Annotated in this window: 11 protein-coding genes and 1 other annotated feature; all 11 genes read right to left on the bottom strand. The window is 34.0% G+C overall.

The features are described from left to right. Positions 1–24: 24 nt before the first annotated feature. Positions 25–2,088, bottom strand: coding sequence for an elongation factor G (fusA, locus tag ACZJV1_RS01290; protein WP_411169525.1), 2,064 nt, complete (start codon positions 2,086–2,088; stop codon positions 25–27). 75 nt (positions 2,089–2,163) lie between these two features. Beyond that, the gene (rpsG, locus tag ACZJV1_RS01285) at positions 2,164–2,634 is read right to left on the bottom strand and encodes a 30S ribosomal protein S7 (RefSeq protein WP_411169524.1); all 471 of its coding nucleotides are present in this window, start codon (positions 2,632–2,634) and stop codon (positions 2,164–2,166) included. Between the two features lie 151 nt (positions 2,635–2,785). Then, entirely contained in the window at positions 2,786–3,166 is a 381-nt protein-coding gene (rpsL, locus tag ACZJV1_RS01280) for a 30S ribosomal protein S12 (RefSeq protein ID WP_322458589.1), read from the bottom strand. Positions 3,167–3,230: 64 nt separating this feature from the next. Then, complete coding sequence (locus ACZJV1_RS01275; RefSeq protein WP_322458590.1) at positions 3,231–3,470, bottom strand: ribosomal L7Ae/L30e/S12e/Gadd45 family protein; 240 nt, start codon at positions 3,468–3,470, stop codon at positions 3,231–3,233. Positions 3,471–3,624: 154 nt separating this feature from the next. Continuing rightward, positions 3,625–7,158, bottom strand: coding sequence for a DNA-directed RNA polymerase subunit beta' (gene rpoC / locus ACZJV1_RS01270; RefSeq protein ID WP_411169523.1), 3,534 nt, complete (start codon positions 7,156–7,158; stop codon positions 3,625–3,627). A 21-nt stretch (positions 7,159–7,179) separates the two neighbouring features. Next, positions 7,180–10,887, bottom strand: a complete 3,708-nt coding sequence (gene rpoB / locus ACZJV1_RS01265) for a DNA-directed RNA polymerase subunit beta (RefSeq protein ID WP_463651162.1) — start codon at positions 10,885–10,887, stop codon at positions 7,180–7,182. Between the two features lie 353 nt (positions 10,888–11,240). Then, a complete protein-coding gene (gene rplL, locus ACZJV1_RS01260; protein WP_411169521.1) occupies positions 11,241–11,606 on the bottom strand; it encodes a 50S ribosomal protein L7/L12 in 366 nt (121 codons plus the stop codon). Between the two features lie 31 nt (positions 11,607–11,637). After that, complete coding sequence (rplJ, locus tag ACZJV1_RS01255) at positions 11,638–12,141, bottom strand: 50S ribosomal protein L10 (protein ID WP_411169520.1); 504 nt, start codon at positions 12,139–12,141, stop codon at positions 11,638–11,640. Positions 12,142–12,178: 37 nt separating this feature from the next. Continuing rightward, positions 12,179–12,307 (bottom strand) — a sequence feature (ribosomal protein L10 leader region). Positions 12,308–12,349: 42 nt separating this feature from the next. Continuing rightward, a complete protein-coding gene (gene rplA, locus ACZJV1_RS01250) occupies positions 12,350–13,039 on the bottom strand; it encodes a 50S ribosomal protein L1 (protein ID WP_411169519.1) in 690 nt (229 codons plus the stop codon). Positions 13,040–13,091: 52 nt separating this feature from the next. Further along, positions 13,092–13,517 carry a 50S ribosomal protein L11 gene (gene rplK, locus ACZJV1_RS01245; RefSeq protein WP_008681208.1) on the bottom strand — a complete coding sequence of 142 codons (426 nt, stop codon included), beginning with the start codon at positions 13,515–13,517 and terminating at the stop codon, positions 13,092–13,094. A gap of 69 nt (positions 13,518–13,586) precedes the next feature. Further along, positions 13,587–14,108: a transcription termination/antitermination protein NusG gene (nusG, locus tag ACZJV1_RS01240; RefSeq protein ID WP_460288962.1), complete on the bottom strand. Its 522-nt coding sequence runs from the start codon at positions 14,106–14,108 to the stop codon at positions 13,587–13,589. Positions 14,109–14,121: the final 13 nt, after the last annotated feature.

The following is a 14,121-nucleotide window of genomic DNA, read 5'->3' as shown; positions in this document are numbered from 1 at the left end:
ACCTAAATTTATTACTAAAGTGAATTAATTTCTTTCACTCTTAATTTTTTCTTGAACACTCTTTGGAACTTCTTCGAAGTGATCGAATACCATTGAGTAAGTACCTCTACCTTGAGTTCTTGATCTTAAAGTAGTTGCATATCCAAACATTTCTGAAAGTGGAACGAATGCTCTTATTATTTGTGCACCGTTAATAGCTTCCATACCTTCGATTCTTCCTCTTCTTGAGTTAAGATCTCCCATTACATCTCCCATGTATTCTTCTGGAACTGTAACTTCAACCTTTTCCATTGGCTCAAGTAATACTGGATCTGCTTTAGCCATAGCGTTTTTAAATGCCATAGAACCAGCAATCTTAAATGCCATTTCTGATGAGTCAACTTCATGATATGAACCATGAACAACTTTAACTTTGAAGTTAATAGTTTCATAACCAGCTATAATACCATTCTTAGCTGCTTCTTTAATACCATTATCTATAGCTGGAATATATTCTCTTGGAATAGCCCCTCCAACTACAGCATTTTCAAATGTGTATTCTCCTTCAGTAGGTTCCATTTCAATAACACAGTGACCGTATTGTCCTTTACCACCTGATTGCTTAGCATACTTAGCTTCAGCTTTAACAGCTGTTCTAATTGTTTCTTTGTAAGCAACTTGAGGAGCTCCAACATTACACTCAACTTTGAATTCTCTTGTTAATCTATCAACAATGATTTCTAAGTGAAGTTCTCCCATACCAGCAATAATTGTTTGACCAGTTTCTTGATCAGTATGAGTTTTGAAAGTAGGATCTTCTTCAGCAAGTTTAGCTAATGCTAAGCCCATCTTTTCTTGACCAGCTTTTGTCTTTGGCTCTATAGCTACAGATATAACTGGTTCTGGGAATTCCATTGATTCTAATACTATTGGATTACTTTCTAAACAAAGAGTATCTCCTGTTGTAGTATTTTTTAATCCAATAATTGCTCCTAATTCACCTGCTTCTAATGCTTCTACTTCTTCTCTTGAATTAGCATGCATCTTAACAAGTCTTCCTATTCTTTCTTTTTTACCCTTTGTTGAGTTTAGTACGTATGTTCCACTTTCCATAATACCTGAATAAATTCTTGTAAATGCAAGTTTTCCAACGAATGGGTCAGTTGCTATTTTGAATGCTAAAGCTGCCATTGGAGCTTCATCAGACGCTTCTCTTGAATCTTCTTCACCTTCTAAAGTAGTTCCTTTAATAGCTGGAATATCTAACGGTGATGGTAAGAAAGCAACAACTCCATTAATCATTTGCTGAACACCTTTATTTTTATAAGATGAACCACATATACATGGAACTATTTCATTAGCTATAGTAGCTTTTCTCAATCCAATCATTAACTCTTCTTCAGTTAACTCTTCACCTTCAAGATATTTTTCCATTAAATCTTCGTTATTTTCAGCTATAGCTTCTAATAAAGCCATTCTGTATTCTTCAGCTTGATCAGCTAAATCAGCTGGTATTTCTTCAATTCTAACGTCTTTTCCTAAATCATCATAGAACATAATAGCTTTATTAGTTATTAAGTCTATCATTCCCTTAAATTGGTCTTCTGATCCAACAGGAATTTGAATTGGAACTGCATTAGCTTTTAATCTATCTCTTACAGTGTTTATACATCTGAAGAAGTCTGCACCTGTAGCATCCATCTTATTAACATATATCATTCTTGGAACACCGTATTTGTCTGCCTGTCTCCATACAGTTTCAGTTTGTGGTTCAACCCCACTCTTTGCATCTAGAACTGTAACAGCTCCATCAAGTACTCTTAATGATCTTTCAACTTCAACTGTGAAATCTACGTGACCTGGAGTATCTATAATATTTAATTCATGTCCTTGCCATTCACATGTTGTTGCAGCAGAAGTAATTGTTATACCTCTTTCTTGTTCTTGAACCATCCAGTCCATTGTAGCTGCCCCTTCATGAACTTCTCCAATTTTGTGGCTTCTTCCTGTATAGAATAATATACGCTCAGTAGTTGTAGTTTTACCAGCATCTATATGAGCCATTATTCCAAAGTTACGGAATTTATCTAACGAATATTTTCTAGCCATTTGTATGTCCTCCTCTCAACGAGTAATTTTAAATTCGACAAAACTGTTTTGGCAAAAGCCAAAACAGTTTGTATATTAGTATCTGTAATGAGCAAATGCTTTGTTTGCTTCAGCCATTTTGTGAGTATCTTCTCTTTTCTTAACAGCTGCTCCAGTGTTATTAGCTGCATCCATTAATTCCCCAGCTAATCTTTGAGCCATTACTTTTTCGCCTCTTTTTCTTGAAGCATCTAAAAGCCATCTTAATCCTAATGTCTGTCTTCTTTCTGGTCTAACTTCGATAGGAACTTGGTAGTTAGCACCACCTATTCTTCTAGCTTTAACCTCTAATAAAGGCATTACATTGTTCATAGCTTCTTCAAAAACTTCTAAAGCATCTTTTCCTGTTTTTTGCGCCATTATTTCAAACGCGTCGTAGCATATTTTTTGTGCTACTCCTCTTTTACCATCTTCCATTACATTGTTTATTAACTTTGTAACAACTTTTGAGTTATATATTGGATCTGGTAATACATCTCTTTTTGCGATATGTCCTTTTCTTGGCACTTTTCTTCCCTCCTTAACATTGTAAATTTAAGTTCATTGGTACTCTGCAATTAAACATTGCCGTAAAGTGCTTCGCCTTTTCATCTATATAAACTTAATTTATAAATCTATGTAAATGCTGAAGACAAGCACTACTGTAGTTTAGTTTAAACTACTTTTTTGCCTTCGGCTTTTTAGCACCGTATTTTGATCTTCCTTGCATTCTGTTAGCTACTCCAGCACAGTCAAGTGCTCCTCTTACGATATGGTATCTAACACCAGGAAGGTCCTTTACTCTACCACCTCTTATAAGAACAACACTGTGCTCTTGTAAGTTGTGTCCTACACCACCAATGTATGCAGTTACTTCGAATCCATTTGTAAGTCTTACTCTCGCTACTTTTCTTAAAGCTGAGTTAGGCTTCTTTGGAGTAGTTGTTTTAACAACTGTACAAACTCCTCTTCTTTGTGGACACTCGTTAAGTGCTGGTGACGCTGACTTGTTGATAATAGTTTTTCTGCCTTTTCTTACTAATTGGCTAATAGTTGGCATTTTTTCACCTCCTGAAAATTTTTATCTATATATCTAATATTTAAGATAAAAGCTTATTAATGAATTAGTCTAATATAAGTACTGAAGATGCTTTAACATCTATACCACACATTTTTCCTAATTCTTTCATAGTATTAATAATAATAATTTTAACTTTTTTTTCATTCGCTAATTCTATTAACGGATTAGTTAAATTACTGTCTGCATCTTTAGCTACATATAAAATAGTACCTTTTCCATTTAGTATAGATTTAGTACATTGTTTTATTCCAATTACTTTATTACCTACAATTCTATCTATCATGAAATCACTCCCTATATAAAAGTTCATAGAGGCTAAGTTCATAACTTTGCCTCCATGAATTCATGTAGACAATTATACTGTAGTGTAGCTTTTAAAATCACACATCTCGTATTTTATCATTTAAGCATACACATGTCAATAAAATTGCAATGTATTATTCAATTGATTCTAATGCTTCATTTTCTACTAAAACATCGTCAACATCTAGTTTTACATCTCTATATCTCATCATTCCAGTACCTGCTGGTATTAACTTACCAATAATAACATTTTCTTTCAGTCCTACTAATGGATCTATCTTTCCTTTAATAGCAGCTTCTGTAAGAACTCTTGTAGTTTCTTGGAATGATGCAGCTGATAAGAAACTATCTGTTGCTAAAGCAGCCTTAGTTATACCAAGTAATGCTTGCTCCCCTTTAGCTTCTTCTCCACCAAATTCTCTTACTCTTGCATTTTCTTCTTCGAAGTCAAACATATCTATCATAGTTCCTGGTAATAGCTCAGTATCTCCTGAATCCGAAACTTTTATTTTTCTAGTCATTTGTCTAACAACAACTTCTAAATGTTTATCATTAATATCAACACCTTGAAGTCTATAAACTTTTTGAACTTCAGATAGTAGATATTTTCTAGCTCCATCTATGCCTTTAATTGCTGCTATATCATGTGGATTTACTGAACCTTCAGTAATTTCATCACCAGCTTCTATAAAGTCATCGTCTGATACCTTTAATCTTGAACCAAATGGTATTTCATAACTACGTTCTTCACCATCATTTGAAGTAACAAATACAGTTCTCTTTTTCTTAGTTTCTTCAATTTTTACTGTACCTGTAATTTCACTTACTATAGCTAAACCTTTAGGTTTTCTAGCTTCAAATAATTCTTCAACTCTAGGAAGACCTTGTGTTATATCGGCTCCAACAACTCCCCCTGTATGGAAGGTTCTCATTGTAAGCTGAGTTCCTGGTTCTCCTATTGATTGAGCTGCTATAATACCAACAGCTTCACCTATATTTATCTTTTGTGCAGTGGCCATATTCATACCATAACATTTAGAACACACACCAACTTTACACTTACATGTAAATACAGATCTAATTTTAACTTTCTTAACTCCTGACGCTGCAACTTTTTCTGCAACATCTAGTTCCATATATTGATCAGCTTCAACCATAACTTCTCCTGTTGTTGGATTAATTATTGGTTCTGCTGTATATCTTCCGTATAGTCTTTCTGCTAATCCTTCGATTGCTTCGTTTCCTTCTTTTATTTCAGAAACATATATACCTTCTGTTGTTCCACAATCTATCTCTCTTACAATAACATCCTGTGATACATCAACAAGTCTTCTTGTTAAGTAACCAGAGTCAGCAGTTTTAAGAGCTGTATCAGCATTACCTTTTCTAGCTCCATGAGTAGATATAAAGTATTCTAGAACTTCAAGTCCTTCTCTAAAGGATGCTCTAATAGGTAACTCTATAATCTTACCTGTTGGACTCGCCATAAGACCTCTCATACCAGCTAATTGCTTAATTTGAGACTTAGATCCTCTGGCTCCAGAGTCTGCCATCATGAATATTGGATTAAACTTATCCAAACTTTCCATTAATGCATCAGCAACATCCTCTGTTGTCTTGGTCCATTTTTCTATAACTCTTTCATATCTTTCATCTTCTGATATGAATCCTCTCTTATACATCTTCTCTATTTTATCAACAGTTTCATCCGCTTCTTTTAATAGTGTGTACTTAGCTTCAGGCACTATCATATCAGAAGCTGCTACTGTTACAGCTCCAATAGATGAATAATGATATCCTAATGCTTTAATTTTATCAAGCATTATTGATGTATTAGTTGGACCATGTACAGTATAACATTTATCTATAATTGTTCCTAAAGACTTTTTAGTTATTAAGAAATCTACTTCTAAGTTGAACTCTTCCTCTTCCTTAGTTCTATCTACAAAGCCTAAATTTTGAGGTATTGATTCATTGAATATTATCTTTCCAACTGTTGTCTTTATTATTCCCGATTTCTTTTCTCCATTTACTTCTTTAAACATTCTTACATTAATTAATGCATGAATTGCTATTTCACCAACTTGGTAAGCCATTATAGCTTCATCCTTAGAAGCAAATATCTTACCTTCTCCCTTAGCATCACTTTTATCCATAGTTAAATAATATGATCCTAAAACCATATCTTGCGTAGGTACACAAACTGGTTTACCATCAGAAGGTTTCATAATGTTTCCTGCTGCAAGCATTAAGAATCTTGCTTCTGCTTGTGCTTCAACTGATAGTGGAACGTGAACAGCCATTTGGTCTCCATCAAAGTCAGCATTATAAGCCGTACATACAAGTGGATGTAGCTTTATTGCTCTACCTTCTACTAAAATCGGTTGGAATGCTTGAATTCCAAGCCTATGTAGTGTAGGTGCACGGTTTAATAAAACTGGATGATCTGTAATAACTTCTTCAAGTACATCCCATACTTGATTATTTACTCTTTCAACCATTCTCTTAGCACTCTTTATATTATGTGCTACCCCATCTTCTACTAACTTCTTCATAACAAATGGTTTGAATAATTCTAAAGCCATTTCTTTTGGAAGTCCACATTGGTACATTTTCAACTCTGGGCCTACAACTATAACTGATCTACCTGAGTAGTCAACTCTTTTACCAAGTAGGTTTTGTCTAAATCTACCTTGTTTACCTTTAAGCATATCTGATAAAGATTTAAGAGGTCTATTTCCTGGTCCTGTAACAGGTCTTCCTCTTCTACCATTATCTATAAGCGCATCTACAGCTTCTTGAAGCATTCTCTTTTCGTTTCTAACAATTATATCTGGTGCTCCTAAATCTAAAAGCTTCTTTAATCTATTATTTCTATTTATAACTCTTCTGTATAGATCATTTAAGTCTGAAGTTGCAAATCTTCCTCCATCTAATTGAACCATTGGTCTTAAATCTGGTGGAATTACAGGTATTACATTAATAACCATCCATCTTGGGTCGTTTCCTGATTTTCTAAAAGATTCAACTACTTCTAATCTTCTTATGATTCTAACTTTCTTTTGACCAGTGCTTGTTTTTAGTTCTTCTTTAAGGTCTCTTGATTGGCCTTCTAAGTCAATTTCTCTAAGTAACTCTTGAACTGCTTCAGCACCCATTCCAGCTACAAAGCTTTCTTCACCATACTTATCAACAGCTTCTCTATATTCTTTTTCATTTAAAAGTTGTTTCTTTAATAATGGTGTTTCCTTAGGATCTATTACAACATATGATGCAAAGTATAATATTTTCTCCAAAGCTCTTGGTGACATATCTAAAAGTAATCCCATTCTTGATGGAATCCCTTTAAAGTACCAAATGTGAGAAACTGGGGCAGCCAGTTCAATATGCCCCATTCTTTCTCTTCTTACTTTAGCTTTAGTAACTTCAACTCCACATCTGTCACAAACTATTCCCTTATATCTAACTCTCTTATATTTACCACAATGACATTCCCAGTCTTTAATAGGTCCAAATATTCTTTCACAGAATAAACCATCTCTTTCTGGTTTTAAAGTTCTATAGTTTATAGTTTCAGGCTTTTTGACTTCTCCTCTTGACCATTCTCTTATTTGATCAGGTGAAGCTAAACCTATTTGTATAGCATCAAAATTATTGAATTCAAACAAGGGTATATCCTCCCTTCAAATTTAGTGTTCATCATTTACAAAATCATCAAGTTCTAAATCTTCTTCTTGGAATCCATCTAATGCAAAGTTATCAAACTCAACATCTTCCTCAACTTCTTCCTCTGATATTGTATAACTATCATCTACATTTATATCATCAGATACAACATCTTCTGTACCCTCAATATTAACTTCTAAATCTTCCATATCTTCTTCAGCGAATTCTTTAAGTCTAACTTCTTGATTCTCATCATTTAATACTTTAACGTCTAAGCATAAAGCTTGAAGTTCTTTAATCAGAACTTTAAATGATTCTGGAACTCCTGGCTCAGGTATATTTTCGCCCTTAACGATAGCTTCATATGTTTTAACTCTACCTACTACATCATCTGATTTAACGGTTAATATTTCTTGTAGTGTATGAGCAGCACCATATGCTTCTAACGCCCAAACTTCCATTTCTCCAAATCTTTGACCACCGAATTGTGCCTTACCACCAAGTGGTTGTTGAGTTACTAATGAATATGGTCCTGTTGATCTTGCGTGAATCTTATCATCAACTAAGTGAGCTAGCTTTAAGATATACATTATACCAACAGTTACTTCGTTATCAAATGCTTCTCCTGTTCTACCATCATATAAAACAGTTTTTCCATTTGCATTATATCCTGCTTTTTCTAAGCATTCTTCAATATCTTTTTCAGTAGCTCCATCAAATACAGGAGTAGCTATATGCCATCCTAATTGACTTGCTGCCCATCCTAAGTGAACTTCAAGTACCTGACCGATGTTCATACGAGATGGAACCCCAAGTGGGTTCAAGCATATTTGTAATGGTCTACCATCAGGTAAGAATGGCATATCTTCTTCTGGTAATACTCTTGAGATAACCCCCTTATTACCGTGACGTCCAGCCATCTTATCTCCAACAGAAATCTTTCTCTTTTGAGCTATATAACATCTAACTAGTTCATTAACTCCTGGATTTAATTCATCGCCATTTTCTCTAGTAAATACCTTAACATCTACTATGATTCCAGCTTCTCCATGAGGTACTCTTAATGAAGTATCTCTTACTTCTCTAGCTTTCTCTCCAAATATAGCTCTTAGTAATCTTTCTTCTGCAGTTAATTCAGTTTCTCCTTTAGGCGTTACTTTACCTACAAGAATATCTCCTGATCTAACCTCAGCTCCAATTCTTATTATTCCTCTATCATCTATATCTTTTAATGTATCTTCACTTACATTAGGAATATCCCTAGTTATTTCTTCTGGTCCTAGTTTTGTATCTCTTGCCTCACATTCGTATTCTTCTATATGAATTGAAGTAAAGACATCTTCTCTAACTAGTTCTTCAGAAATAAGCATGGCATCTTCATAGTTATAGCCTTCCCAAGTTATGAATCCCATTCTAATGTTTTTACCTAGTGCTATTTCGCCTAAATCAGTTGATGGACCATCAGCTAAAACTTGGTTCTTAAACACTATTTCACCCTTATCTACTAAAGGTCTTTGGTTTATACATGTACCTTGGTTACTTCTCTTAAACTTCAGAAGTCTATAAGTGTCTATACCACCGTCTACGTCTCTCTTAATTCTTATTTCATTAGAGCTTACGTAAACTACTTTCCCTGCATTTTTAGCCTTTGGAAGAACTCCAGAGTCTACAGCTGCTTTAAATTCTATCCCAGTACCTACTATTGGCGCCTGAGGTTTTAATAAAGGAACAGCTTGACGTTGCATGTTAGATCCCATAAGCGCTCTTGAAGCATCGTCATTTTCAAGGAATGGTATCATAGCAGTAGCTACTGAAACTATTTGTCTTGGTGAAACATCAATTAAATCAACTTCTTCAGCATTTACTACTAATACTTCATCTAGGTATCTAACTGTTACTCTTTTATCAACAAACTTTCTGTCCTCACTAATAGGCTCTTTAGCTTGTGCTATAAGATATTGGTCCTCTACATCAGCTGTAAAGTATTCTATTTCATCAGTTATTATACCTTTTTCCTTATCTACAACTCTATAAGGAGTTTCTATAAATCCATATTCATTAACCTTAGCATATGTTGCTAAAGAGTTAATAAGCCCTATGTTTGGTCCTTCTGGAGTTTCTATAGGACACATTCTACCATAATGGGAGTGGTGAACGTCTCTAACTTCAAAACCTGCTCTTTCTCTCGAAAGACCTCCAGGTCCTAAAGCTGATAACCTTCTTTTATGTGTTAATTCTGATAATGGATTTGTTTGATCCATGAATTGTGATAATTGTGAACTACCAAAGAATTCTTTTATAGCAGCTGCAACAGGTCTTATGTTAATTAACATTTGAGGTGTTATAGCTTCTTGGTCTTGAATAGTCATTCTTTCTTTAACTACTCTTTCCATTCTTGATAAACCAATTCTAAATTGGTTTTGTAATAGCTCTCCAACTGATCTTAATCTTCTATTTCCTAAGTGGTCTATATCATCAACATAGCCAACATTATATGGTAAACCCAATTCGTAGCTTATTGTCGCAAATATATCATCCCTTATTATATGTTTAGGAATAAGTCTGTTTATGTTTTTCTTTATTTCTTCTTTTATAACATCTTCATCTTCATAATTATCTAATATCTCTTTTAATGTTGGGTAGTGAACAAGCTCTCTAACATTTAAATCATCAATATTAAATGATATAAATTTCTTAATGTCTACAAAATGGTTACCAATTACTCTAACCACTTTATCTTCTACTAGTATGTCTGCTGAGTTAATACCAACATTTTGAATTTCTTCTGCAACAGATCTGCTAATCTTTTCACCTTGCTCAACCATAATTTCCCCTGTTTGAGGATTAATTATGTCTGTAGCTGCTACTTGATTAACTAATCTTAAATTTAAAGCTAACTTCTTGTTAAATTTATATCTACCAACTCTTGATAAATCATATCTCTTCGCATCGAAGAATAATGAATCTATAAGAGATATAGCACTATCTACTGTAGGTGGTTCACCAGGTCTTAATCTCTTATATATTTCTAATAAAGCTTCTTCTTTAGTCTTAGTATTATCTTTTTCTATTGTAGCTTTAAATCTTTCATCTTCTCCAAAATAGTCTAAAAGTTCTTGATCACTTCCAAATCCCATAGCTCTTGCTAATATAGATATAGGAAGCTTTCTTGTCTTATCTATTCTTACATAGATAATATCGTTAGAATCTGTTTCATATTCTAACCATGCTCCTCTATTTGGAATTACTGTTGATGAATATAATTTTTTACCAGTTTTATCAACATTAAAATTGTAATAAACGCCTGGTGATCTTACTAATTGACTTACAATAACTCTTTCAGCACCATTTATGATGAAAGTACCTTGCTCTGTCATTAATGGGAAGTCTCCCATAAATACTTCTTGTTCTTTAATTTCTCCAGTTTCATTATTTTGTAATCTTACTGAAACTTTTAATGGTGCAGCATAAGTAGAGTCTCTCTCCTTACACTCTTCCACTGAATACTTAATATTATCCATATCAAGCTTATAATCAATGAATTCAAGCACAAGATTACCAGTAAAGTTTGTAATAGGATTGATATCATCAAAAACTTCATGAAGTCCTTCCTTTAAAAACCACTGATATGAATCTAATTGTACCTCAATAAGATTTGGCATTTCAGTTACATCTTTAACTTTACCAAAACTCATTCTAGTTCTTTTTCCGACTTGGACAGGATGTACCATGAATTTTCACCCCTTGTATAAAACTAAAATAACCAAAAGCACACTTTCCCTAAGGACTTATGCTTTCGGACAGCATCACTTATTAGTATAACCATCTTCTGTTCGATTATACATTTTTTTCATATGAATATATAGCTATCCATATTGAATAGTACATTTAATGATACTATCATACTATTCTTTTAATGTCAATTAATTTATTGTATAACTTATGTTAATCTATAATAAATTACATTTCAAGTAATTTTTATATAAAACTATATAAAGTATCCCAGGATTTTGATATTTTATATAGTTTTATTTGAGCAATTAAAAAGGTGCCTTTAACAGCACCTTTTCAATTTAAAAGTTAATTACTTAACTTCTACTTCAGCTCCAACTTCAGCTAATTTAGCTTTCATGTCTTCAGCTTCTTCTTTTGATACAGCTTCTTTTATTGTCTTAGGAGCTCCATCAACTATTTCCTTAGCTTCTTTTAATCCTAATCCAGTTAATTCTCTAACAACTTTGATAACTTTGATCTTTTGTGATCCAGCGCTAGCTAATACTACGTCGAATTCAGTCTTTTCTTCTGCAGCTGCAGCACCTGCAACAGCTCCTGCAGCAGCTACTGGAGCAGCCGCACTTACACCAAATTCTTCTTCACAAGCTGTAACTAGCTCGTTTAATTCTAAAACAGTCATTTCTTTTATAGCTTGAATTATATCTTCTCTTGTCATTTTAATTGCACCTCCAAATTTTTATCAGTTATTATTCAGCTGACTCTGATTCTTTTTTTTCTTTAATTGCATTTAATAAATATGCAACGTTTGATAATGGAGCTTTGAAGCTTCCAAGAAGTTTTGCGATAAGAACTTCTTTTGATGGTATTGTAGCAAGTTTTTCAACTTCTTCTTTATTGTATAAAGTTCCTTCTACCATACCAGCCTTTAATTCTATCTTCTTATGATCCTTAGCAAATGTATGTAATACTCTTGCTGGAGCAGTAGCATCTTCATATCCGAATGCTATAGAAACTGGTCCTTCTAAATATTCATCAAGACCTTCGATTCCTAATTCTTTAGCTGCTAATGTTACTAGGTTGTTCTTATAAACCTTATATTCAACACCAGCTTCTCTTAAAGATTTTCTTAAAGCTGTATCTTCTTCAACTGTTAAACCTTGATAGTCTGCTAAAACGATCGCTTGAGCTTTTTCTAATTTTTCTTTAATCTCAGCAACTTTAGCTTCTTTAATTTGTCTATTCTTGTTCATTACTGTGTGTCCACCTCCTCACAGTTTTCAACTGCAAATTTATATTAAGAAAGGCCTTCCCATAGACATAGGAAGACCAAATAATTACTTACCTTGGTATTCCTCGGTAGGCAATTATTTTAAACCTTTCGGCACCTACTGTCTTTGGAATCAGTATTCTCTTTAACAACAGATAAAATTATATTACACAACTATCCGTTTGTCAATACTAATCTAAAACTTTTGTTGGGTTAACCTTTGCTCCAGGACCCATAGTGCTTGAAACAGATACTGACTTAACGTATTGTCCCTTAGCAGCTGCTGGTTTAGCTTTTATTAAAGCATCCATTAAAGCACGGAAGTTTTCTTGTAATTTTTCTACACCAAATGACTTCTTTCCAATTGGGCAGTGAACTATAGCAGTTTTATCTACTCTATATTCAACTTTACCAGCTTTTATTTCAGCAATTGCTTTAGCAACATCAAATGTAACTGTTCCTGATTTTGGGTTTGGCATTAATCCTTTAGGTCCTAAAACTCTACCGATTCTACCAACAACACCCATCATATCTGGCGTAGCAACTACTACATCGTAGTCAAACCAGTTTTCGCTTTGGATCTTTTGAACTAATTCTTCCGCTCCTACGAAATCTGCACCAGCTTCTTGAGCTTCTTTAGCTTTTTCTCCCTTTGCAAACACTAAAACTCTTACAGTTCTACCTGTTCCATTTGGAAGAACAACAGCTCCTCTAACTTGTTGATCTGCATGTCTTGGGTCAACCCCTAATCTAACATGTAGTTCTATAGTTTCATCAAATTTTGCCTTAGCAGTCTTTACTGCTAAATCTAAAGCTTCAGATGGAGTGTATAATGCACTCTTATCTATTAATTTTGCGCTTTCAATATAATTCTTTCCCATAATTTGCCTCCTTTGTGGTATTAGCGGTTTTTACCTCCCACTTTTTTACGAATTACTCTTCAATAGTTACTCCCATACTTCTTGCAGTACCTTCGATCATGCTCATAGCAGTTTCGATTGTAGCTGCATTTAAGTCAGGCATCTTTAACTCAGCAATTTTTCTAACTTGATCCTTAGTTAATTTTCCAACTTTAGTTCTGTTTGGAACTCCTGAACCACTTTCGATTCCTAATTCCTTCTTTATAAGAACTGCTGCTGGTGGAGTTTTTAGTATAAAACTAAAAGATCTATCTTGGTAAACTGTTATAACAACTGGTATTATTAATCCAGCTTGGTTAGCAGTTTTTGCGTTGAACTCCTTACAGAATCCCATGATGTTAACACCGTGTTGACCTAATGCTGGTCCTACTGGTGGTGCTGGTGTCGCCTTACCTGCAGGAAGTTGAAGTTTAATCATTCCTGTTACTTTCTTAGCCATGTATTATTCCTCCTATACTGTGGTAATACGGACCTTAGTCCTCCCACTTTATTAAAACATTAGCTTATATTAAACTAATTTTTCAACTTGTGTAAATTCTAGTTCAGCTAAAGTTTCTCTGCCAAACATATCAATTAACGCTTTTATTTTGCGTTTTTCTAGATTTATCTCTTGGATTATAGCAACAAATTCTTTTAATGGTCCAGAGATAACTCTTACACTTTCCCCTACCTCCAAATCTATTTCTACCGGAGTTTCTTGAACTCCCATAGACTCAACTTCTTCATCGGTAAGAGGAACTGGTTTAGAAGCTGGGCCAACAAACCCAGTTACGCCTCTAGTGTTTCTAACCACATACCATGACTCATCAGTCATTAGCATTTTTACTAACACATATCCAGGAAACTTCTTTTTAAGAGAAATCTTTTGTTTCCCATCTTTCTCTTCTATTACTTCTTCCATAGGCACTTGAATGTCTTGAAGTAAGCTTTGAAGATTTCTATTTTCAATGGTTTTTTCAAGATTTGCTTTAACTTTGTTTTCGTAGCCTGAGTATGTGTGTACAACATACCATCTTGCTTTTTCGCTCATATTTCCTTATAGG

Source organism: Clostridium sp. LS3 (assembly GCF_055330225.1).
This window is presented reverse-complemented; position numbering and strand designations above follow the sequence as displayed.